Source organism: Streptomyces sp. XH2, from assembly GCF_049725035.1.
Lineage (GTDB): Bacteria > Actinomycetota > Actinomycetes > Streptomycetales > Streptomycetaceae > Streptomyces > Streptomyces roseoverticillatus.
The window spans coordinates 17,657-40,937 of record NZ_JBMMMZ010000026.1 but is presented as its reverse complement, the minus strand read 5'-3'; the positions used below and the strand labels follow the sequence as shown (position 1 = coordinate 40,937).

At 73.7% G+C, this 23,281-nt stretch carries 14 protein-coding genes; 5 read left to right on the top strand and 9 right to left on the bottom strand.

The window, feature by feature from the left end:
• The first annotated feature begins 191 nt into the window (after positions 1-191).
• The 3 genes from ACOTKD_RS36755 to ACOTKD_RS36745 all read left to right on the top strand — a co-directional run bounded on the left by ACOTKD_RS36755 (position 192) and on the right by ACOTKD_RS36745 (position 3,939).
• A complete protein-coding gene (locus ACOTKD_RS36755; RefSeq protein ID WP_424893353.1) occupies positions 192-1,568 on the top strand; it encodes an ABC transporter substrate-binding protein in 1,377 nt (458 codons plus the stop codon).
• Positions 1,569-1,583: 15 nt separating this feature from the next.
• Positions 1,584-2,936, top strand: a complete 1,353-nt coding sequence (locus tag ACOTKD_RS36750; RefSeq protein ID WP_424893352.1) for a carbohydrate ABC transporter permease — start codon at positions 1,584-1,586, stop codon at positions 2,934-2,936.
• Positions 2,937-3,057: 121 nt separating this feature from the next.
• Positions 3,058-3,939 (top strand): carbohydrate ABC transporter permease, encoded by an 882-nt coding sequence (locus ACOTKD_RS36745; protein WP_424893351.1) that lies wholly within the window; start codon positions 3,058-3,060, stop codon positions 3,937-3,939.
• 5 nt (positions 3,940-3,944) lie between these two features.
• Here ACOTKD_RS36745 and ACOTKD_RS36740 read toward each other — a convergent pair whose 3' ends face one another.
• Positions 3,945-5,555 carry a glycosyltransferase family 39 protein gene (locus ACOTKD_RS36740; RefSeq protein ID WP_424893350.1) on the bottom strand — a complete coding sequence of 537 codons (1,611 nt, stop codon included), beginning with the start codon at positions 5,553-5,555 and terminating at the stop codon, positions 3,945-3,947.
• 101 nt (positions 5,556-5,656) lie between these two features.
• Here ACOTKD_RS36740 and ACOTKD_RS36735 point away from each other — a divergent pair, with 101 nt between their 5' ends.
• Complete coding sequence (locus tag ACOTKD_RS36735; RefSeq protein WP_424893349.1) at positions 5,657-7,273, top strand: glycosyltransferase family 2 protein; 1,617 nt, start codon at positions 5,657-5,659, stop codon at positions 7,271-7,273.
• Positions 7,274-7,377: 104 nt separating this feature from the next.
• On the opposite strand, the gene ACOTKD_RS36730 is transcribed toward ACOTKD_RS36735, so the two are convergent.
• The 6 genes from ACOTKD_RS36730 to ACOTKD_RS36705 form a co-directional block, all read right to left on the bottom strand.
• Complete coding sequence (locus ACOTKD_RS36730; protein WP_424893348.1) at positions 7,378-8,523, bottom strand: glycosyltransferase; 1,146 nt, start codon at positions 8,521-8,523, stop codon at positions 7,378-7,380.
• Positions 8,520-11,357, bottom strand: a complete 2,838-nt coding sequence (locus ACOTKD_RS36725; RefSeq protein ID WP_424893347.1) for a bifunctional glycosyltransferase/CDP-glycerol:glycerophosphate glycerophosphotransferase — start codon at positions 11,355-11,357, stop codon at positions 8,520-8,522. The genes ACOTKD_RS36730 and ACOTKD_RS36725 overlap by 4 nt, the downstream gene beginning before the upstream one ends.
• Before the next feature lie 2 nt (positions 11,358-11,359).
• The gene (locus ACOTKD_RS36720) at positions 11,360-12,631 is read right to left on the bottom strand and encodes a glycosyltransferase family 87 protein (protein WP_424893346.1); all 1,272 of its coding nucleotides are present in this window, start codon (positions 12,629-12,631) and stop codon (positions 11,360-11,362) included.
• Entirely contained in the window at positions 12,628-14,166 is a 1,539-nt protein-coding gene (locus ACOTKD_RS36715) for a hypothetical protein (RefSeq protein WP_424893345.1), read from the bottom strand. Before ACOTKD_RS36715 ends, ACOTKD_RS36720 begins: the two co-directional genes overlap by 4 nt.
• The gene (locus tag ACOTKD_RS36710) at positions 14,141-14,950 is read right to left on the bottom strand and encodes a polyprenol monophosphomannose synthase (protein ID WP_424893344.1); all 810 of its coding nucleotides are present in this window, start codon (positions 14,948-14,950) and stop codon (positions 14,141-14,143) included. The genes ACOTKD_RS36715 and ACOTKD_RS36710 overlap by 26 nt, the downstream gene beginning before the upstream one ends.
• Before the next feature lie 89 nt (positions 14,951-15,039).
• A complete protein-coding gene (locus ACOTKD_RS36705; protein ID WP_424893343.1) occupies positions 15,040-16,119 on the bottom strand; it encodes a sugar phosphate nucleotidyltransferase in 1,080 nt (359 codons plus the stop codon).
• A gap of 156 nt (positions 16,120-16,275) precedes the next feature.
• Here ACOTKD_RS36705 and ACOTKD_RS36700 point away from each other — a divergent pair, with 156 nt between their 5' ends.
• On the top strand, positions 16,276-16,800 hold the full coding sequence (locus tag ACOTKD_RS36700) for a GtrA family protein (protein WP_424893342.1): 525 nt from the start codon (positions 16,276-16,278) through the stop codon (positions 16,798-16,800).
• Here the strand turns inward: ACOTKD_RS36700 and ACOTKD_RS36695 are convergent.
• Positions 16,728-17,999: a hypothetical protein gene (locus tag ACOTKD_RS36695; protein WP_424893341.1), complete on the bottom strand. Its 1,272-nt coding sequence runs from the start codon at positions 17,997-17,999 to the stop codon at positions 16,728-16,730. The genes ACOTKD_RS36700 and ACOTKD_RS36695 overlap by 73 nt on opposite strands.
• A 130-nt stretch (positions 18,000-18,129) precedes the next feature.
• A complete protein-coding gene (locus tag ACOTKD_RS36690; RefSeq protein ID WP_424893340.1) occupies positions 18,130-23,121 on the bottom strand; it encodes an NAD-glutamate dehydrogenase in 4,992 nt (1,663 codons plus the stop codon).
• Positions 23,122-23,281 lie beyond the last annotated feature (160 nt).

Below are 23,281 nucleotides of genomic sequence, written 5' to 3'. Positions count from 1 at the left end.
GGCCCGGAAACCGTACGTCCCCGCGCAGGTGACGGTGCATCACAGCCCGGTCACGATCGGTGAATCGTGCCCGATGGTGGTATTGCGGCGGCTCCCGGGCGGGCGTAGGACTGTCGCACGGGAGGCGGGCGCCGATGCGGGGGCCGACGTGCGGCGGCCGCCGGCGGGGAGCTCGTACGGGAGGGGCGGCTATGCGGACTTCGCTTCGTTCGGTGCGCGGGGCGCGCAGCGCTCTGGCGCTCCTCGCGGCCGGGGCCCTGGCCCTGTCGGCCGCGGGATGCGGTGACGGCGGCGACGACGGCCCGCCGGGCGGCGGCAAGGGCGGGTCGGACGCGGTCCGGCAGACGGTGCGGCTCCCGAAGCTCGACGGGCAGAAGCTGAAGGTGACGGCGGTCTGGACGGGCGCCGAGCAGAAGGGCTTCGCGAAGGTCCTGGAGGAGTTCTCGCGGCGGACGGGCGCCGAGGTGGCCTACGTGCCCAGCGGGGACGACATGTCCGCGTTCGTCGGCTCGAAGATCGCGGGCGGCGACCCGCCGGACGTGGCGATGCTGCAGCAGCCGGGAGCGCTGCGGGAGTTCGCGCAGAAGGGCTGGCTCAAGCCGCTCGGCAGCGAGGCGGCGGCCGAGCTGGACAAGAACTTCACCAAGGGCTGGCAGGACCTCGGCTCGTACGAGGGCAAGCGCTACGGCGTCTACTTCAAGGTCAGCAACAAGTCCCTGGTCTGGTACAACACCGGGGTCTTCGAGGGGGCCGGGGCGAAGGAGCCGAAGACCTGGCCGGAGTTCCTGAGCACCGCGCAGCTGATCGCCGACTACGGCATCCCGGCGGTCTCGGTGGGCGGGGCGGACGGCTGGACGCTCACCGACTGGTTCGAGAACGTCTACCTCTCCCAGGCGGGCCCCGAGAAGTACGACCAGCTGGCGCAGCACCGGATCCCGTGGACGGACCCGTCCGTGAAGGACGCCCTGACGGCGCTCGGTCGGCTCTTCGGCGGCAGGGGCCTGCTGGCGGACGGCAACGCGGGCGCGCTGCAGACGCAGTTCCCCACCTCGGTGACGCAGACGTTCACCGGAGGGGAGGAGCCGAAGGCCGCCATGGTCTTCGAGGGCGACTTCGCGGCGGCCAACGTCATCGGGGCGGGGGCGCGGATCGGCAAGGAGGCCAAGGTCTTCCCCTTCCCCGCGGTGGGGGCGAAGGCGCCGGTCGTGACCGGCGGCGACGTGGGGGTGGCGCTGAAGGACGGCCCGGCGGCGCAGGCCCTGCTGACGTTCCTCGCCTCGCCCGACGCGGCGCGGGTGTGGGCCGGGCAGGGCGGCTTCCTGTCCGCCAACAAGAACCTGGACCTCTCCGCCTACCCCGACGACGTGCTCCGGTCCATCGCCGGAGCCGTGGTGGCGGCGGGCGACGGTTTCCGCTTCGACATGTCGGACCTGGCGCCCGCCTCCTTCGGCGGCAAGCCGGGCCAGGGCGAGTGGAAGCACCTCCAGGATTTCCTGAAGGACCCCGGTGACGTGGCGGGCACCCAGCAGAAGCTGGAGTCCGACGCGGCCAAGGCGTTCAAGAGCTGACGGGAGGCCCGCACGATGTCGACCGCGACCGCGGGCGGCGCTGCGGCCTCCGGGCCGCCCCGCCGCCCCACCGCGAAGAAGTCCAAGAGCATGCAAGGCACCCGGCTCTGGGTGGCCGCCCTCTTCCTGCTGCCCGCGCTGGCGCTGCTCGGCGCGCTCGTCGTCTACCCCATCGGCTACTCCGTGTGGCGCAGCCTCTTCGACGCGAGCGGCAACGGGTTCGTGGGCGTGGACAACTACCACGAGGTGTTCACGGACGACCGGATCCGTACGGCGCTGAAGAACAACGTCATCTGGGTGGTCGTGGCGCCGTCCGTGGCCACCGCCCTCGGCCTGGTCTTCGCGGTGCTCACCGAACGGGTGCGCTGGGGCACGGCGTTCAAGCTCGTCGTCTTCATGCCGATGGCGATCTCGATGCTGGCCTCGGGCATCATCTTCCGGCTGGTGTACGAGCAGAACCCCGACCGTGGCGTGGCGAACGCGGTGTGGGTGGGCGTCCACGACACGTTCTCGCCGCCCGCGCCCTTCCCCGGCGCGCACCCCAGGGGCGACGAACTGCTGACGGAGGACCACGGCGCCTTCACGACCAGGGCGGTGGTGAAGGCCGGCAGCGCGACCGTCCTGCCGCTGGTGGGCGCGAAGCCCGCGGACATGAAGGGCGCCAAGGACGCCATCCCCGCGCGGGACGTCGCGGGGAAGGTCACCGGCACGGTGTGGCGGGACTTCACGCGGGGCGGCGGAGGCACGCCGGGGAAGATCGACCAGGGCGAGCAGGCCCTGGAGGGCGTGACGGTGGAGGCGGTCAAGGACGGCCGGACCGTCGCCTCGGCCACCTCGGCCGCCGACGGCACCTTCACCCTGCCCGGCGCGGCGGACGGTGCCCGGCTGCGGCTGCCCGCCTCGAACTTCGCCGCGCCCTACAACGGCGTCGACTGGCTGGGCCCCTCGCTCGTCACCCCGGCCATCATCGCCGCGTACATCTGGATGTGGGCGGGCTTCGCGATGGTGCTGATCGCGGCGGGGCTCGCGAGCGTGCCGCGGGAGCTGCTGGAGGCGGCGCGGGTCGACGGCGCGAACGAGTGGCAGGTCTTCCGCAGGGTGACGGTGCCGCTGCTGGCGCCGGTGCTCGCCGTCGTGCTGATCACGCTGATGATCAACGTGCTGAAGATCTTCGACCTCGTCTACATCATCGCGCCGGGGGCGAGCCTGGACAAGGCCAACGTGCTGGCGCTGCAGCTGTACCAGTCGTCGTTCGGCACGGACGTCAACCAGGGCGTGGGCAGCGCGATCGCGGTCTTCCTGCTGGTGCTCGTCCTGCCGGTGATGTACGTCAACCTCCGGCGGATCCGGCGGGAGCGGCGGCGATGACGGGGGCGCTTACGGGAGTGCGCACGGGAGCGCTTACGGGAGCGCTTACGGAAGTGCTTACGAGAGCGCTTACGGGAGTGCTCACGGGAGCGACGCCGATGACCACGAGGGGGCGGCAGCGATGACCACGGTGGACACGGGCGTACGGGCCGAGCAGTCGCTTCCCGCGCGGATCGCCGCGCGGCTGGGCGGCGGGGCGGTGCGGCTCTTCCTCGTCGCCGTCGGGCTATTCTGGCTGACGCCGACGGTGGGGCTGCTGCTGTCCTCGCTGCGGGACAAGCGGGACATCGCGGCGTCGGGCTGGTGGCAGGTCTTCGCCCACCCGGCGCAGCTGACCACCGACAGCTACAGCAAGCTCTTCCACAACGACACGGTGATGGAGTCCCTCGGCACCACGGCCCTCATCACCGTGCCGGCGACGGTCCTGGTGATCCTCGTCGGCGCCCTCGCCGGCTACGCCTTCGCCTGGCTCGACTTCCCGGGCCGCGACTGGTGGTTCATGGCCGTGGTGGGGCTGCTGGTGGTGCCGGTGCAGGTGGCGCTGATCCCGGTGGCGAAGCTCTTCAACTCCCTCGGCATCTTCGAGAGCACGCCCGGCGTGGTGCTCTTCCACACCGCCTTCGGCCTGCCCTTCGCGGTCTTCCTGCTGCGGAACTTCTTCGCGGAGATCCCCCGCGAGCTGCTGGAGGCCGCCCGGCTGGACGGCGCGGGCGAACTGCGGCTGTTCCTGCGGGTGGTGCTGCCGCTGGGCGGGCCCGCCATCGCCTCGCTGGGGATCTTCCAGTTCCTGTGGGTGTGGAACGACATGCTGATCGCGCTGATCTTCGCGGACAGCGGGCACCCGCCGGTCACGGTCGCCCTGCAGCAGCAGGTGCGGCAGTTCGGCGACAACATCGACATCCTCGCCTCGGGCGCGTTCCTGTCGATGGCGGTGCCGCTCGCGGTGTTCTTCGCCTTCCAGCGGCAGTTCGTGAGCGGGGTGATGGCGGGGGCGGCGAAGTGATCCCCCTAGCGCCGTACGTACAGCGACACCGAGCCGCCACGCACGAAGACCGCCGCCGCCCTCTCCTCCCGGCAGAACGCCGTCAGGGCGGTCACCTTGGCGGACTCCGCCCGCTGTGCGCGGAACCACCGCGTGCCGACGTTGTTGGTGTCCCCCACGACCCACACCCGGCTCCCGGACGGCAGCCGGGCCAGCCGGTCGCGCAGCGCGGCAGCAGTGACCTCCTCGCCGAAGAGCGTGCCGGACGCGGCCGGTGACCTCTTGAGGGTGAGGTCGTGCAGGCCGGCGAAGCCGCGGGGATAGGCGAGGGCCACGCGCCGCTCGTACTGCGGCAGGAACAGCACCGCGTCCCCCGGCCTCGCCAGCCGGCCGGCCGCCGAGGCGACCGGGGCCAGCTCGTCGCCCCGGCTGGTGGGCAGGCGCTCGCGCTCGTGCAGCGGCAGTTGCACGGCGAACGCGGCCAGTACGGCCGCGGCACCGAGCGCCGTCACCGTCCGCCGCCACGGCACGAGGCCCAGGATCCGGTCCGCGCCGGCCGCGGCGAGCAGGGGCACGCCGGCCAGGCAGAACAGCAGATAGCGGTCGAGGAACAGCGGCTGGAACCGGGCGGCGGCGTAGAGCAGGACGGGCGGGACGAGCGCCCACGGCAGGGCGACCGCGGTGAGACCGAGGGCACCGCGGCGGGGCGAGGACGGCGCCGCCCCTCGCCGGCCGGGCACCGGGGCGAGGATTGGGGCAAGGACCGGAGCAAGGGCCGGGGTGAGGACGGCGACCGCGGCCAGGACGAGGACCGCGCCCAGGACGGGCTGCTCCGGACCGGCGAACGCCTTCACCAGCGCCTCGGCCTCGGGGAGCCCCGGGGTGCGGATCCAGGAGACCTGCGCGCTCTGCCCGCGGGAGACGACGACCAGCGGTATCAGCAGCAGGCAGGCGGCCCCCGCGGCACACCCCCAGCGCCGCCAGGTCCGCCACGGCACCCGGGAGAGCAGCAGGGTCACGGCGTGCGCCGCGAGGAGCAGGACCGCGAACTCGTGCAGGAGCGCCGTGCCTGCCACCACCGCGCCGTAGCCGGCCCACCGCCCGTACGAGCCGTGCTCGGCGGCGCGGACCAGCAGCCAGGTGGCGAGCGCGGCGCCCGCCGCGACGAGGGCGTACGAACGGCCCTCCTGCGCGTAGTGGCTGACGAACGGGGTGACGGCGAAGAGCAGCCCGGCCCACAGGCCGACGCGGGGCCGGGCGAGCCGGCAGCCCAGGGCGCCGACGAGCGCGGCGGTGGCGGCGGACGCGGCGACGGACGGCAGGCGCAGTGCCACCTCGTCGGGGCGCACGGCGAGGACGGCGTGCATCAGCAGGTAGTACAGGCCGTGGACGGCGTCGATCGTGCCCAGCACGTGCCGCATCTCCGGCAGGGACCGGCGCGCCACCTGGAACGTGGCGCTCTCGTCCCGCCACATCGTCCCCCGGTCCAGCCCCCACAGCCCGAGGACGAGCATGACGGCCGCGGGGACGGCCACGGCGAGGACGGCCCCGCGCGTGGGACGGGCGCGGACCGGAGGGGGCTGCGCCGCGGTCTTTGGCGCGGCGGCCCCGGGCGGCTCCAGCTCTGTCAGCCCCATCGCTCCGTCCCCTCCCCGGCCCTGACGGACCCGGACACCCGGCCACACCCGGACTTCCCAATGCACCGCTTTATACGCATTCATCGGTAAAACTGTCTTTCGTGACAGTGAACGGGAGCGGAACCCTGCCCGCCGCGCAGGTCGGCGTCATCGTCATCGGGTTCAACGACGCCGCCCACATCCGCGACGCCGTCCGCTCCGCGCTCGCCCAGGGGCCCGCCGTCGCCGAGGTCATCGCCGTCGACGACGCCTCCACGGACGGCACCGCCGCGATCCTCGACGAGCTGGCCGACACCGACCCGCGCCTGCGGGTCGTCCACCGCGCGGCCAACAGCGGCGGCTGCGGCACGCCCCGCAACGACGGCGTACGGGCCGCCACCGCGCCGTACGTGATGTTCCTCGACAGCGACGACACGCTGCCCGAGGGCGCCGTCGACGCCCTCCTCGGCGCGGCCCTGCGCCACCGCGCCCCCGTGGCGGCCGGCCTGTGCGTGCGCCGCGAGCTCCCGCAGCGGCGCGACACCGGCTGGCAGCCCGCCCTCTACCGGCGCCCGGCCGTGTACGCCGGCCCCGAGGCCCGTCCGGCGCTCCTGCGCGACACCCTGTGCGTCAACAAGCTCTACGCGCGGGACTTCCTCACCGAACACGGCATCGTCTTCCCCGAAGGGCGCTTCATCTACGAGGACTTCGTCTTCGCCGCCCGGGTGATGGCGGCCGCGCCGCGCGTGGCGACCGTGCCCGACACCGTCTACATCTGGCACGTGCGGCGCGACGCCGCGGCGCCCTCGATCTCCCTCGACCGCGAGCGCATCGCCAACTGGCAGGCGCGCGTGACCGCGCACCGGAGCAGCGTCGAGGTCTTCCTCGACGCGGGCAGCAAACCGCTGGCCCGCGCCGCACGGGTGAAGTTCCTCGACCACGACCTGCGGATGTACGTCCGCGAACTGCCCGCCCGCAGCGCGGGCTACCGGCACGCCTGGTGGCGTGTCACCCGCGGCTACCTCGCCGGCTTCGACGAGACCGAGCTGAGCGCGGCCCGCCCGCCGGCCCGCTGGATCGCCCGCGTCGTGCTGGCCGCGGAGGCCCCGCGCGACCTGGAGCGGCTGGCCCAGCTCGCCGCCCGGCCGGCCCGGCTCCTGCCGCCCTACGCACAGGACGCGGCCGCCACGCCCATCTGGTCGGCGGACCTGCCCCGGGCGGCCCTGGACGGCGTCCTCGGGCCGGGGGCCGTGCCGCCGCACCACCTGCCGGTGACCGTGGACGCCGAACTGCGCCTCACCGCCCGCGCCCGCGCCCGGCTGCGCCTGCGCGTCCACGACCTCTACGGGCGCCTCGCCACGATCGGGCCGGAGGCCGCGGAGGTCGAACTGCGGCACCGGGACGGCGGGCCCGTGCTGCGCAGGGCCGTGCCGCTGACGGACGAGGGCGCGGCGTGGACCGCGCGCGTCGTCCTGCCCCTGTCCGTGCTCGCAGGGCGCGACCGGCGCGACGGCGCCGCTCCGCCGCAGACGTGGGACGTGCGCGTACGAGTGCAATGCGCGGGCGGGGCCTTCCGCACGACCGTGCGGGCCGTGGGGCGCGGCCTGCACCGCGCGGCCCTGCCGAGCCTCCGCCACGGCCTGCTGCTCGCCCGCCCGTACGCCACCGTGAACGGCTCGCTGGCACTGCGGCTGGCGTCGGGCGCGCGGGGGGCGTGGGCGGTGGCCAGACACGGATGACTCCCGGCCCCGCGCCCCAAAAGGGGCGCGGGGAACTGCGCGCTCAGCCACAAACAACCCGCAGCCTCGCTCCATGCTCAGCACTCCCCCCGTAGGCGACACGGTCAGCGATCGATCTCCTCGAACAACGCCTCCCACCGGTCCAGCACCGCCGGCAACCGCAACGGCGCGACATGCTCCCGCGCAGCGCCCCCGTACCGCTCACGGAGCGCACCGTCCTCCATCAGCTCCCCGAGCGCCGCGGCGAAGGCCCCGACCTCGCCGGGAGGCACCAGCGTGCCCGTCCGTCCGTGGCGGACCAGCTCACGCACGCCGCCCGACAGGTCGAAGCTCACACAGGGCACCCCGGCGGCCGACGCCTCGGCGAGAGCCATGGGGCGGCCCTCGCGCTCGCTGGTGAGGGCGACGACGGACAGTTCGGCGTAGGCCGAGGCCATGTCCCGCACGCTGCCGCGGAAGCGGACGCGGCCTGCGATGCCCAGCCGCTCGGCCCGGGCGCGCAGCTCCGGCTCCAGCGGGCCGTCGCCGAAGAGGTGCAGCTCCCACCCGGGCCGGCCGGCCCCCGCTTCGGCGAAGGCGTCGAGCAGCCGGTCGAGGCGTTTGACCGCTTCCAGCCGGCCGACCGCACCGACGCGCCGCGTGTCCAGGGCGGCGGCCCGCTCCGCAGGGGCGAAGGGCAGCGGATTGGGCAGGACGCCCGCGTTGGGCAGGCGCCGCCGCCGGAACTCGGCGGCATCCGGCTCGCTGAGGAACAGCGCCTTCTCCAGGGCCGGGTAGTGACGCAGGATCAGCTGGAGGTTCTCGGAGGTGCGTGCTTGGTGGAAGGACTCGTGATACTGCCCGATGGCCCTCAGGTGGGACCGCTCGACGGGCTCCAGCCAGGCCGCCGCCCAGGGCGAGCCGATGACGATCATGCCGTCGCGGACGGCCCCGAACCGGCGGGCCAGCCGCTGCCGGGCCCGCTCCCGCTCCTGCCGCTCGGCGCGCGCCGACCGCAGCCGCGCGGGGCTCAGCCGCTCGGCGAAGGAGGCGGCCCGCCAGGCGGGCGGGGCGGGGGCGCGGTAGAGGGTGAGGTGCCGGTAGGCGGGGGCGGCGAGGTAGGTGTGGGGCTCGGGGCTGGGGCGGATGCCGATGAGCTCGACGTGGTGACCGCGCTCCGCGAAGCCCTGGGCGAGAGTGTGCAGGACGCGCTGCGAGCCGCCCATGGAGTCGACGTCGATCCCGACGAGGAAGAGGTTGCGCCGCTTCACCGGGCTTCGCCTCCTGCGAGGGCCCCTGCGAAGAACAGGTCCACCACGGCCTCGCTCGACCGCCCCGTCTCGTAGGGGTTGAAGCGCTCCCGGAAGCGGGCGTAGGCCCCGGCCCACTCCTCCTCGACGGCCTTCAGGTCGCGCAGGGCGGCGATCAGCTCGCCGGTCGTGGTGAGCATCGGGCCGGGGGCGATGTCGGGCAGGTCGTAGTACGTGCCGCGGGCGGTGGCGCGGTAGTGCTCGTAGTCGTCGGTGAAGAACAGGATGGGCCGGCCGAGGTTGACGTAGTCGAACATCAGGGACGAGTAGTCCGTGAGGAGGGCGTCGGAGGCGAGCAGCAGGTCGTTGAGGTCGGGGAACTCCCGGCCGTCGCGGACCGCGTGGCCGAGCTCGCGGGGGACGGTGTACCGCTCGTAGTAGTGCGGGCGGACGACGATCGTCCAGTCCTCGCCGAGGGAGCGCACGAGCTCGGCGAGGTCGGCGCGGACGGAGTCGCCGCTGCCGCGCGCCCCGTCGCGGAACGTGGGGGCGTAGAGCAGGACGCGGCGGCCGTCGGGGATCTGCAGGCGCTCGCGGGTGGCGGCGGCGCGCTCGCGGCGGGCGGGGTCGTCCCGGCGGACGAGGTCGTCGTTGCGGGGCAGGCCGGTGCGCAGGAGCTCGCCCTCGTAGGCGTTGGCCCGGACGAAGGTGCGCTCGAACTCCTCGCTGGGGGCGATGAGGGCGTCCCAGCGGGCGATCGTCTCGCGGTGCCGCCGCTGCCGCTCGGCATTGGCCAGCCGCAGTTCGGGCACGTCGAAGCCCATGTGTTTGAAGGCCTGTCCGTGCCAGGTCTGCAGATAGCGGGTGGCGGGCCGCTTGCCGTAGAGCGTGGGGAAGCCGTGGGAGTCGACCCAGTAGCGGGCGCGGGCGAGGGCGTGGACGTACTCCCAGCTGCCGCGGCGCACGAGCGGCAGCCCTTCGGGGTAGGAGGAGCGGTTGCCTGCGTACGACCAGACGGCGCGCAGCGGCAGGCCGCGCCGCTGCAGCTCCTCGTGGATGGCGCGGGGGCTGTCGGCGTAGCCGCGGCCCTCCAGGGCCTCGAAGACCACGAGGCTGTCGTCCACGGGCAGTCTCTGCAGCTCGTGGTAGGTGAGGGCCTTGACGCGGGGGCCGGTGACGCGGCGGGTGAGCCGCTGGAGGCCGCGGCGGACGGGCTCGGCCCGCCCGGCGGCGGCTTCGGCGCGGCCGAGGGCGCCGGCGCGCTCCCAGGACAGCTCCAGCCGGCCGGCGCCGTGCCCTTCGCAGGCCACGCGCACGGCGTGGGCGGCGAGGGGCCCGCGCTGGGGGATCCTCGCTCGCAGCGGGGTGAGGCCGGCGGGGGCCAGGAGCGGGTCGGAGCGGGTGAGGCCGAGGCGTTCGAGGACGACGACGGGGTGGCGGCGCCCGCGGAATCCCTTGGGGCCGAGGGGGATGCGGCGGGGGTCGAGAACGGCCTCGGCGGTGCGGCGGGCGGGGCCGCCGTCCTCGCCGGGCGCGGCCGGCTCGTAGGCGAAGGGCACGGCGAGCGGCTCTCCGGTGGTGGCGATGCGCAGCTCGGCCGTGACCGGGCCCGGTGCGGTGAGCAGGAGGGCGGGGTCGTAGGTGTGCAGCCGGATCCGCAGCAGGGGGCCGTCGGCGGCGATGTCCGCCACTTCGTGGCGCAGGGGGCCGGCGGCGAAGGGCTGGTCGTCCAGGCGCCAGGAGGTGATGTCGAGGCCCGCGGCCTCCTCGGCGTCGCGCGGCAGGGCGGGGCCCCAGTACATGCGGCCGGCGTCGCGGACGACGTGGCGGGGGGCGAGCCGGGGCCGGTCGAGGGTGCGGGCGCACTCGGCGGCCTCCTCGTACCGCCCGGAGCACAGCAGGAACTGGCAGATCTGCTGTTCGCGGGGCATGGCGGCGAGCGCCTCGGGGGCGATCTCGGCCAGATAGGGGGTGACGGCGGCGGCGAACCCGGCGATCCACTCGGGGTCGCGGAAGGGCAGGTCGCCGAGGTAGAGGCGGAAGTCGTGGCGGAGGAACTTCTCGTCCTTCGCGGGCCGCAGGGCGGCGTTGCCGGACTCCTCCAGGAAGGCGTCGATGAGCCGGGCGGCCTTGATGCGGTCGACGGCGTTGCGCAGCTTGTGGCGGCTGGAGGAGATGGAGAGGGTGGCGGGGTCGGCGGCGAGGCGCCAGGTGTAGACGGGCCAGGGCACGACGGCGAAGGTGCGGGCGAGGGTGAGGGCGCGGGCGGTGAAGAGCTGGTCCTCGTAGTGCATGTCCTCGGGGAAGCGGAGGGCGTGGCGGGCGAGGAAGTCCGCGCGGTAGAGCTTGTTGGTGGAGAGGTGGTCGAGGAAGAACTCGGGGGCGGAGCGGATGCCGTGGACGACGCGGACGTCCTCGAACAGCTCCGGGTACCACAGGCCGGTGGTGCCGGACTCCTCGAAGAGCCGGGTGACCTCGCCGGTGACGAGGTCGGCGCCGGTCTCCTCGGCGGTGAGCAGCAGGGACTTGCAGGCGTGGTAGGGAAGTTCGTCGTCGCTGTCGAGGAACATGAGGCGGGGGGCGCGGGCCGCGTCGATGCCGGCGTTGCGCGGGGCGCCGCAGCCGCCGCTGTTGACGGGCAGCCGGATGAGCCGGACCCGGGGGTCGGCGGCGGTCAGCCGCTGGGCGGCGGCGAAGGTGCCGTCCGTCGAGCAGTCGTCGACGATGATCACTTCGAGGTTGCGCAGGGACTGGGCGAGGACCGACCGCACGGCACGCGGCAGGCGTTCGGCGTCGTTGTGGACGATCACGACGACACTGACATCGGGGCCGGGGGCGGGATGTGCGGCGGTCACGGTCACCTCGTCTCGGTGCGGTCCGGCGCATCGCGGGCACGGTCGGGCGGCCCGCCATCCGCGCGGACGGATTCGCGATTACCCAAAGCGTAGATGCGGGCACTGACAGTCACCTCCCGTGAGGGGTCCGAGCGGGTGCGCCAGGCGTGCAGGGCGAGGGCCGCGGTCACCCCGGCGATCAGGACGACGTCGCGGAAGGCATGCCTCCGGGCCGTGTCCAGATACGGCCAGGTCACCCCTGCGGCCTCGGGGAGCAACGGCAGCCACAGCCACACCGAGCGCGCCGCCGCGGTGCGCACCACCAGCGACGCGGCGAGCGAGGGGAGGACGACGAGCATGTAGTGCTGGAACGAGGGGCGCGAGACCAGGAACGCCGCGAGCATCAGGAGTGACGCGCACTCCACCAGCCGCAGGGAAGGATCGCCGCCGGCCCGCCACCGGTACCGCGCGCAGAGCAGCACCGCCACCGCCGCGCCGGCCGCTAGGGCGAGCGCGAGGGGCTCCGGCACCCCGAGGCGCGGCAGCACCGACGGCCAGGCGGCGTCGAACGGGCGGGCGTACGCGTCCTGGCCCCGCATCAGGAACGGCAGCGTCCGGGTGAAGAACAGCCCTGGGCGGGGCATCGCGAGCGCCGACGCCAGGGACACCGCGGCGGGAACGCCCACGGCCCAGGCCAGCGCCCGCCACCGCCCGGCCAGCACGAACAGCAGCAGCAGCGGCACGAGCATCGGCTTCAGCGCCAGCGCCGCACCCACCACTCCCCCGGCCGCGCACCAGCGCCCGTCGCGCGCGAGCAGGAGGGCGGCGGGGAAGGCGACGGCCGACAGGACCGTCCAGTTGCCGAGGTAGACGACGCCGTGGAAGGGCTCGAAGACGCCGAGCGCGGCGGTGACGCCCGCCGCGAGCCTGCTGTCGGGCCGCACCCCGAAGACCCGCAGGGCGAGCACCACCCCGGCGAGGACGGACAGCGCGGCGGCCACGGGCACCGCCGTGGCCAGCACGTCCCGGGTGACCAGCGTCTGCGGGAGCGCCGCGAACACCGCGCCCGGCAGGTAGAGGAAGCGCTTGTCCGCGTACGGCGAGCCCCCGTCGAGGAGTGCCTGCGCCGCCCGCACCACCACGGCGTTGTCGATCCCCGGCGTCCGGGGGCCCCGCACCACGCGCACGACGTCCAGCGCGAGGACCAGCAGCGCGGCGAGCAGCACCGGCCACGGGGCCCGCCCGCGCAGCCAGCGGCCGAAGAGGTCGGCGCCCCCGCCCCGCCCGGCGCTCACGGAGCGACCTCGGAGAGGGTGAACCCGGCCGGGCCGTGGACGGTCCGGCGCACGGCCGGATCGTCCCGGTCCAGGCCCGGGCCGCCGTTCTGCTGCAGCACCCAGCGCACGCGGTACTCCTTGAGGATGCCGAGCCGCTCGGCCCGGGAGGTGTCCCGGGCGAAGAAGCGGCGGGTCTCGGCGCGGCGGCGGGCCGCGTCGGGGAGGAAGACGTCGGGATAGGCGGGGGCGACGGTGTACGGCCCGTACGCGGGGAGCATGCGCAGCGCGTAGTAGTTGTCGGTCATCACCGTCTGCCCGGGGAGCACTTCGTACGCCGCCCACGTGAACCGTGGCCAAAGCGCGACGGTGTGGATGTGGCGCAGGACGGGCGGGACGGCCTGGGGCCGCAGGACGTAGCCGAGCACCCCGGCCTGCGTCCAGGCGCCCACCAGGAGGGCGACGGCGGTCAGCGGGGCGAGGGCGGCCCGCGCCCGGCGCCCGCCGCCCACCGCCTCCAGGGCGAGCGCGAGCTGGGCCGGGACGAGCACGGCGGGCAGGATCCTGCCCCACGCCTGGTGCCCGCTCAGCCCTCCGGCGGCGAAGACGGCGAGCCCCAGCACGAAGAAGATCACCAGCGGGTCGCGGCGGTCGCGCCGCGCGCGCAGCACCAGGGCGGCCGCGCCGAGCGCGGTCAGGCAGAACTTCGTCGCGAGGTGGTCGTAGAGCGGCCGGTGGATGTCGTCCAGGCCGCCGCCCGTGCCGAGCAGGGAGTAGAACGCGTAGTACGGCCAGCACGCGGGCACGGCCGCGGCCAGGACGCCCGCCGCGGCCACCCGCAGCCGCACCGCGCGCGCTGGCCACGGCCGGGCGCCCAGGAGCATCGCTACGCAGCCCAGCGCGGCGACGGCGCCGGTGAACTGATGGACGAGCAGGATCCCGGCGAGCAGCAGCCCGAGCCCCAGGAAGACCGCGGTCCCCCGGCCGGCGGCCAGGGCACGCCGCAGCAGCGCCCACAGGTGGAAGGCCGCTCCGAGGGCGAACGTGCTCGGGTAGGCGAGAGTGAGGGAGAGCGACGTGAGGCCCGGGACGCCGCTCCACGCAAAAAGCCTCACTCCGTACAGCAGGAGCAGGCAGAGCACCGCCAGCGGCACCGCCGCCCTGCTGCGGGTGAAGGTCCGGACGAAGGCGTGGACGCCCGTGCCGAGCAGCACGAGGGCCGCGAACGCGCCCAGGCGCAGCACGGTGAAGGTCCCCCAGCCGGTCGCCGATCCGGTGAGGGCGAGCAGGACCGCCCAGGGCGAGTAGTACGGGCTCGGGGTGGCGGCGTCGACCAGGGGGTTGCCGGGGTGGAGCAGGTCGGCGCGCAGCCGTTCGAGGACGGCCGCGTGCATCCCGAGGTCCCCGGCCCAGGGCAGCCGTACGGTCATGAGCAGCAGGAGGACGGCCGTCAGCAGGACGCAGGCCGGGACGGTCCGGTGGAGACCCGCCGCGCGGCCTTGCGGGGCGGCCCCGGGCGGGGCCGCCGGTTCAGCGGGCGCGGCGACCGGCAGCACGGGACGGCCTCGTGCGCAGCCGCCACGGCATGACCACCGATTCGAGCTGGACGGCCAGGTTCATCTTCGACTCCCCGGCAGTGCGGTCCTCGAAGTGGATCGGCACCTCCATGACGGTGTGACCGGCCTTCAGCGCCCGGTACTTCATCTCCACCTGGAAGCTGTAGCCGGCGCTGTCGACGGTCTCCAGGTCGATGGCGGCGAGGGCGGTGGCGGACCACAGGTTGAAGCCGCCGGTGATGTCCCGGACGCGGGTGCCCAGGACGGTGCTGGCGTAGGCGTTGGCCCAGCGGGAGAGCAGCTTGCGGTGGACCTTCCAGGCGTCCGAGAGGGAGCCGCCGGGCACGTACCGGCTGCCGACGACGACGTCCGCACCGGTGGCGAGGGCGACCCCGAGCAGTTCGGGGACCTTCTCCGCGGGGTGGCTGCCGTCGGCGTCCATCTGCACGACGTAGGCGGCGCCCTCGGAGACGGCCCGGGCCATGCCCGCGGCGTAGGCGCGGCCGAGGCCGTCCTTGGTGGTGCGGTGCAGGACGCCCATGCGGGTGCGGCCGGGCTCGTTGTACTTCTCGGCCAGTTGTTCGGCGATCGCGCCGGTGCCGTCGGGGCTGTTGTCGTCGACGACCAGCAGCCGCAGGCCCTCCAGCGGCAGGGCCATGAGCGCCTCGGCCATGGTGGCGAGGTTCGCCGCCTCGTTGTACGTGGGCATGACGACGGTCGTCGCGGTACGGCCCCACTCCGCGGGCAGCGGGGGCGCCGGGGCGGGGGTACGGGGTGCGCTCATGGGCTGGTCCTCGGGGTTCGTCGGGCGGCGGGGAAAACGCCAGGGACATCAGGCAGGAGAAGCGTCGGGCAGGAGGAACGGGGGAAGCGTCAGGCGGCGGAGAAGCGGATGGCCGCGTCGGGGATGACCGTGCCGCACCAGATGCGGGCGCCGTCGCGCAGTTCGTTGTCGGCGCCGACCTCCGCGTGGTCGCCGATCACCACGCCGTCGAGGGCGGTGCGCGGGCCGACCCGGGCGCCCTGGCCGATCATGCTCGCGCGGATCCGGGCGCCGGCCTCGATGCGGGCGCCGTCCAGGACGACGGAGCCGTCGACCTCGGCGCCCGCCGCGACGTACGCGCCGGCGCCGACGACCGTGCCGCCGGTCAGCCGGGCACCGGGCTCGGCGTGGGCGCCGGGCAGCAGCAGGTGCTCGCCCGGCTCCCCGGGGACGGCGGGCGAGCGGACGACGCCCCGGACGAGGTCGGCCGACGCCCGCACGAAGGAGGCGGGGCGGCCGAGGTCGAGCCAGTACGAGGCGTCGACCACGCCGTGCAGCAGCGCGCCGGAGGCCAGCAGGCCGGGGAAGGTCTCGCGTTCGACGGAGACCGGGCGGCCGGTGGGGATGGTGTCGATGACGTCGCGCCGGAAGACGTAGGCGCCGGCGTTGATCTGGTCGGTGACGATCTCCTCGGGGCGGCCGGGCTTCTCGGTGAAGGCCAGGACGCGCCCGTCGGCGTCGGTGGGGACGAGCCCGAAGGCCCTCGGGTCGGCCACCCTGGTGAGGTGCAGGGTGACGTCGGCCCGCGCCCGTTCGTGGCGGTGCAGCAGGCCTCTGATGTCGAGTCCGGTGAGGATGTCGCCGTTGAAGACGAGGACGGGGCCGGCGGGGCCGGTGGTGAGGGCGTCCGCCGCGCTGCGGATGGCGCCGCCGGTGCCGAGCGGCTCCTTCTCGGTGACGTAGGTCAGGCGCAGGCCGTGGGCGGAGCCGTCGCCGAAGTAGGGCTCGAAGACCTCGGCGAGGTAGGAGGTGGCCAGGACGACGTGGCGGACGCCGGCGGCCCGGGCGCGCGCGAGCTGGTGGGCGATGAAGGGCACTCCGGCGGCCGGGACCATCGGCTTCGGCGTGTTGAGGGTGAGCGGCCGGAGCCGGGTTCCCTTGCCGCCGACGAGCAGTACCGCCTCTGTCATGCCACTGTCCTCGCCGTCATCATTGCACTGTGTCAGTTTTTGCGGCAATTTACACTACAATCAGTTCTCTGCGACAAATGTCTGCTTTGCGTGGCGGCCATACCGGGACGACCGTAATGGGAGAGGCCCTTGCGACCCCTGCGACCCCTTCGATCCTTGCGACCGGCGGCGGCACCGGGGCTCGCGGCCCTCGGCCGGGAGTTCGCCAAGTTCGGCACCGTGGGCGGCCTCGGCATCGTCGTCAACCTCGCGGTCTTCAACCTCTGCCGCACGGTCACCGGACTGCCGGTCGTGCGCTGCAGCGTGGTCGCCACCGTGGTCGCCATCGCCTTCAACTACCTGGGGCTGCGTCACTTCGCCTACCGGGACCGCGACAGGAGCCGGCGCAGCCGCCAGGTCGCCCTCTTCGCCGCGTTCAGCGCCGTCGGGCTGGTCATCGAGAACGGGGTGCTCTACGCGGCCACGTACACCTTCGGCTGGGACACCCCGTTCCAGAACAACCTCTTCAAGTTCCTGGGCATCGCCGCCGCCACACTCTTCCGCTTCTGGTCCTACCGCGCGTGGGTGTTCAGGGCCCTGCTCCCGGCCGACACCGGCGACCCCACGGATCACGGCGAGCCCTCGAACAGCACGAGCAACCCCGCCGCGTACCACCCCGAGACCACCGCACCTCCACCGTAGAGACACACCCGCACCCCAAGCGGAGCACGCGCGAGCGGCCTCGCCGCCAACAGCAGCAGAACCGGCAGGAACGGCAGCATGAAGCGTGGCTTGGACAGCGGCGAACCCGGCGTGCCCACTATCAGCACCCACGCCAGCGCGACCGTCGCCACCAGCGGCCACGGCACCCGCCGGTCCCGGGCCAGCGCCCACACCCCGACCGCGCCCAGCACCAGCACCGCGATCACCGCGGCGGTCCGCAGGTCGGCCGTCCGCCCGGCGTGCCGGTACAGCAGCATGTCCTTCAGCACGTGCGCCGTCCCCGCACCGAAGTCGAACGACTGCCCCCACGCGCGCTCGGCCTCGAACCAGCCGTCGACGCGCCCCACCTTGCTCCCCAGGAACAGCCAGCTCGCGACTATCCCCAGCGGGGCCGTCAGCAGGGCCACCCAGGCGCGCCAGGCGCGCCGGGAGCCCCGCTGCCGCACCAGCTCCCACCCGGCCGCCAGCCCCACCGTACCCACCACCACCGACGCGGACGGCCGCACCGCCCCCGCCAGGGCGCACAGCGCCGCCGCCGTCAGCCAGCGGCGCTCCAGCACGGCCGACAGCGTCCAGATCAGGGCCGCGCTGAAGACGGCCTCCGAGTAGGGCACCCACAGCGCGAACGCGTACGGCGAGCACGCCCACAGCGCCACGCACGCGTACCCGGCGCCCGGCCGCCCGCCGACCGCCCGCACCAGCCGGAACACCCCCGCCGCGGCCACGGACGCCGCCGTCCACGACACCACCACCCCGGCCCAGACCACGGGCAGCCCCGTCACCAGGTGCACCGCCCGGATCAGCGCGGGCACCAGCGGGAAGAACGCCAGCCTGCTGAACTTGGGCTCGCCGTCCGGGCCGTACGGGATCTCCCCCGGATAGCCGTGCTGCGCGATGTGCAGGTAGTGGCCGCTGTCCCAGCGGCGCAGCACCGCCTCCGGCGCCCGCCCGAAGTGCCGGCTGACCAGCAGCATGACCGTGAAGCCGACGGCCGCCACCACCAGGTAGAGGGCCACCGCCCGGGCGGCCTGGTACCGGGCGTACGCCGGTGGGCCCGGCCGGGCGCCGGCCTTGGCGGCGGGCCTTTCGGCGACGGCCGGAGCGGAGGCGGAAAGGGCTGCTGAGGAGGGGGACGCGGGGCCCGAGGGGCCGGACGTCAACCGGGAAACGGCCTTCATCCGTCCCTCATAGCACGGCAAAAGGACGGCCCCGGGGGATTTGTCCCCGGGGCCGTCCCTTGTTCACTCCGGCGTCAGCAGTGCGTCATTTCCTCCGCCTGCTCCCCACCGGCGCAGTGCCCGCGCGCCGTCAGGAGTGCGTCCGCAGCAGCGTGCGCATCGTCCGCATGGCGACCGACAGGTTCGCCAGGTCGAAGGCGTCCGAACCGCGGATCTCGTCGAGCGTGGTGCGCGCCCGGCTGAGGATCGCCGCGTTCTTCTCCTCCCAGGAGGCAAAGCGCTGCTCCGGCGTCGAGGCGCCGTTGCCCACCGAGAGGATGTCCGCGGTGAGCGCGGCGTGCGCCGCGTAGAGGTCCTCGCGGATGGAGGCGCGGGCCATGGACTGCCAGCGGTCGGCCCGCGGCAGCTCGATGATCCGGTCCATCAGCTGGGTGATGTGCAGCCGGTCGGCGAGGTCGTAGTAGACCTCGGCGACGTCCAGCGGCTCCTTGCCGGCGCGGTCGGCGACCGCGACGATGTCCAGCGCCGGGAAGACGGAGGAGAAGCCCGCCACGCGCACGGCCAGCTCGTCCGGGACCCCGGCCGCCACCAGCTCGTCGTGGATGGACTGCCACCACTCCATGTCGGCGCCCCTGAGCAGCTTGGGCAGCTCGCTCCAGACCCTGGCCACGCCGTCGTGGAAGAAGTCGATCGTCCCGGCGAGCTCCAGCGGCTGCGGCCGGTTGTTGAGCAGCCAGCGGGTGCCGCGCTCGACCAGGCGCCGCGAGTGCAGCCTGATCTGCGTCTGCACGTCGGCCGCGACCACGTTGTCCAGGCCCTCGACGGCGTCCCACACGGAGCCCAGCTCGAAGATGGCGCGGGCGGCGGTCTGGGCCCGGACGATCTCCTCCAGCGAGGCGCCGGTCTCCTCCCGCAGGCGGTGCAGGAAGGTGGAGCCACCGCTGTTGACGGTGTCGTTGACCAGGACGGTCGTGATGATCTCCCGGCGCAGGGCGTGCCCGTCGACCTGCTCCAGGTAACCGCTGGTCAGCGGCTGCGGGAAGTAGGCGTGCAGCAGCCGCTCCAGGTACGGGTCGTCGGGCAGCTCGGTGGCGAGCAGCTCCTCGGCCGTGGTGATCTTGATGTAGGCGAGGAGGACGGCCAGCTCGGGCTGGGTCATGCCGCGGCCCGCGGAGAGCCGCTCGCGGATCTGCCGGTCGGTGGGCAGGAACTCCAGGGCCCGGTCCAGGTGACCGTCCCGGCCGAGCCGGCGCATGATCCGCTGGTGGGCGTGGAGCAGGCTGGGGGCCTGCGCCACGGCGTTGGCCAGGGCCACGTTCTGCGCGTAGTTGTTGCGCAGGACGAGCTCGCCGACCTCGTCGGTCATCTCGGCGAGGAGCTTGTTGCGCTGCTTGACGGTCATGTCGCCGTCGGTGACGAGCGCGTTGAGCAGGATCTTGATGTTCACCTCGTGGTCGGAGGTGTCCACGCCGGCGCTGTTGTCGATCGCGTCGGTGTTGATCCGGCCGCCGGTGGAGGCGAACTCGATCCGGCCGAGCTGGGTCAGGCCCAGGTTGCCGCCCTCGCCGACGACCTTGACGCGCAGGTCCTGGCCGTCGACGCGGATGGCGTCGTTGGCCTTGTCGCCGACGTCCGCGTGGGACTCGGTGGAGGCCTTGACGTACGTGCCGATGCCGCCGTTCCACAGCAGGTCGACCTGCGAGCGCAGGATGGCCTTCATCAGCTCGGCCGGGGTCATCTTGGTGACGCCCGCCTCGATGCCGAGGGCCGCCCGCACGTGCGCGTTGACCGGGATCGACTTGGCGCTGCGCGGGTGGATGCCACCGCCCGCGGACAGCAGGTCCTTGTTGTAGTCGGCCCAGGACGAGCGGGGCAGCTCGAACAGGCGGCGGCGCTCGGCGTAGGAGACGGCCGCGTCGGGCGTGGGGTCGAGGAAGATGTGCCGGTGGTCGAAGGCGGCGACCAGGCGGATGTGCTCGGAGAGCAGCATGCCGTTGCCGAAGACGTCACCGGACATGTCGCCGACGCCGACGACCGTGAAGTCCTCGGTCTGGGTGTTGTGGCCCAGCTCGCGGAAGTGGCGCTTGACCGACTCCCAGGCGCCGCGGGCGGTGATGCCCATGCCCTTGTGGTCGTAGCCGGCCGAGCCGCCGGAGGCGAAGGCGTCGCCGAGCCAGAAGCCGTAGGACTGGGCGACCTCGTTGGCGATGTCGGAGAACGTCGCGGTGCCCTTGTCGGCGGCGACGACGAGGTAGGTGTCGTCCTCGTCGTGGCGGACGACGTCCTTCGGGGGCACGACCTCGCCGCCGACCATGTTGTCGGTGATGTCGAGGAGGCCGGAGATGAACGTCTTGTACGAGGCGATGCCCTCGGCCAGCCACGCGTCGCGGTCCACGGACGGGTCGGGCAGGCGCTTGCCGACGAAGCCGCCCTTGGCGCCCACCGGCACGATGACGGTGTTCTTCACCATCTGGGCCTTGACCAGGCCGAGGATCTCCGTGCGGAAGTCCTCGCGGCGGTCGGACCAGCGCAGGCCGCCTCGGGCGACCTTGCCGAAGCGCAGGTGCACGCCCTCGACGCGCGGCGAGTACACCCAGATCTCGAAGGCCGGGCGGGGCGCCGGCAGCTCGGGGATGGCCTGCGGGTCGAGCTTGATGGACAGGTACGGGCGCGGCCGGCCCTCCGCGTCGCGCTGGAAGTGGTTGGTGCGCAGCGTGGCCTTGATGACCGTGAGGAAGGCCCGCAGGATGCGGTCCTCGTCCAGGCTCGCGACCTGGTCCAGGGCGCCGTCCAGCTCCTCCATCAGGCCGTCGATGAGCTCGTTGCCGGCGCGCTGGAGCGCGGGCGACATCCGGGCCTCGAAGAGGTTGACCAGCAGGCGGGTGGTGTGGACGTTGTTGCTGAGGGTGTCCTCCATGTACGCCTGGCTGAACGGCCAGGCGGCCTGCCGCAGGTACTTGGCGTAGGCGCGGAGCACCATGGCCTGCCGCCAGTCGAGACCGGCCCGCAGCACCAGGTTGTTGAAGTTGTCGTTCTCCGCGGCGCCGGTCCACACGGCCGCGAAGGCCTCCTGGAAGCGGGCGCGGGCGTCGTCGCCCTCGATCCGCTCGGGCATGCGCAGCCCGAAGTCGTAGATCCAGGCGGTGGTGCGGTCCGAGCAGCGCAGCTCGTACGGGCGCTCGTCGACGACCTCGACGCCGAGGCGGTGGAGCACCGGCAGGACGGCGGAGAGGGAGACCGGCTCGCCGGTGCGGTAGATCTTGAAGCGGCGCTCGCCGGGGGCCGCGCCGACGGGCTCGTAGAGGCTGAGCGCGAAGTCGCGGTCGCCGCCGGCGGCCGTCAGCTTCTCCAGGTGCCCGAGGTCGGCGACGGCGGCGCGGGGGCTGTGGTCGGCCTTGTAGCCCTCGGGGAAGGCCTGGCCGCCGTAGCGGCGCAGCAGCTCGGCGGCGCGCTCCTCGCCGACCTCGGCGGTCAGCGTCTCGGCGAAGCCGTCCGCCCAGGAGCGGGCGGCCTCGACGAGGCGGGCCTCGATGCGGTCCACGTCGGCTTCGGTGAGGTCGGGCAGGGTGGCGCCCGGCGCGACGCGGACGACGAAGTGCAGCCGGGAGAGGACCGACTCGGTGTTCCAGGCGGTGAAGTCGACGCTGGTGCCGCCGAGCTCCTCCTTGAGGATGTCGATCAGGCGCAGCCGCACGCCGGTGGTGTAGCGGTCGCGCGGGAGGTAGACCAGCGCCGAGTAGTAGCGCCCGTACTCCTCCTGGCGCAGGTACAGCCGCAGCCGGCGGCGCTCCTGCAGGTAGAGCACGCTGGTGGCGATGGAGCGCAGCTGGTCGGCGGAGATCTGGAAGAGCTCGTCGCGCGGGTAGGTCTCCAGGATCTGGAGCAGGTCGCGGCCGTCGTGGCTGTCGGGCGTGAAGCCGGCGTCGGCGAGGACCTGCTGGACCTTGCGGCGGATCACCGGCACGCGGCGCACGGACTCGGTGTACGCGGCCGAGGAGAACAGGCCGAGGAAGCGGCGCTCACCGGTCACGTTGCCGTCGGCGTCGAACTTCTTGACGCCCACGTAGTCGAGGTAGGAGGGCCGGTGGACCGTGGCGCGGCTGTTGGCCTTGGTGAGGACGAGCCGCTTGTGCTCGCGGGCCTTGGCGCGGGCGTCGGCGGGCAGCCGGTTGAACGACGGGGACGCCGGACGCGGCAGGTGCGAGTGCGGACCGTGGTGGTCCTCCTCGTGGTGCGAGGGGTCGGAGCGCAGGATGCCGAGGCCGGTGCCGGGGACGGCGCTGAGCACGTCCTCCTCGCCGCCGTCGGTGGCGAGCTTCGTCAGCTCGTACTCGCGGTAGCCGAGGAAGGTGAAGTGGTCGGCGGCCAGCCAGCGCAGCAGCTCGCGGGCCTCGGTGGTCTCCGAGCCGGGGACGTCCGCCGGGGCGGGCTCCTCGGGCAGCGCGTCGGCGATGCGCAGGGCGGCGTCGCGCATCTTGGACCAGTCCTCGACGGCCTCGCGGACGTCGGAGAGGACGCGCACCAGGTCGGCGGCGATCTGCTTGAGGTCGTCGCGGTCGGTCTCGCGGTCGATCTCGACGTGGATCCAGGACTCGGTGACGGCGTCGTGCGGCAGGACGGCGTCCTTGCCGGCGCCGTGGGCGTCGCAGCTGGAGCCGAGGACCTCGAGCAGGCGGCCCGTGACGTCACGCCGCACGACCATCTGCGGGTGGATCACGACGTGGATGCCGCGGCCCTGGCGGGAGAGCTCGTTGGTGACCGAGTCGACCAGGAAGGGCATGTCGTCGGTGACGACCTCGACGACGGAGTGGCTGCACGTCCAGCCGTTCTCCTCGACCGTCGGGGTGTGCGCCCGGACGTTGGCCGTGCCCTGCGGGCGGATCTCGGCGAGGCGGTAGTGGGAGACGGCCGCGCCGAAGACGTCGACCGGGTCGCGACCGGCCAGGTCCTCCGGCGCGGTGTGCAGGTAGTAGCGCTGGAGGTACGCGGTCAGGGTCTCCGGGTCGAGCCCCGCCCCGCTCTTCGGCCCCGGCGGTTGCTGCCCCCCGGCCGGGCTGTTCTCAGCGACGCGGGCCGCCCTCTCCAGCAGCTCTGCCTTGGCTTCGTCCAGCTTGGTCTGCATGTCCTCTGGCTCCTGTCGCGCGCCGTTGCGTGACATAGGTGGTGAAGGCATCACGTCGCGACGCGGGGTCTCCGGTCGTCTTCGACGGTATGCCGGAATGAGGGGTGACAGGGGCGTTCGTGGCCAACTTCATGGAAGGAGTGGTCATCTTCGTGGGACG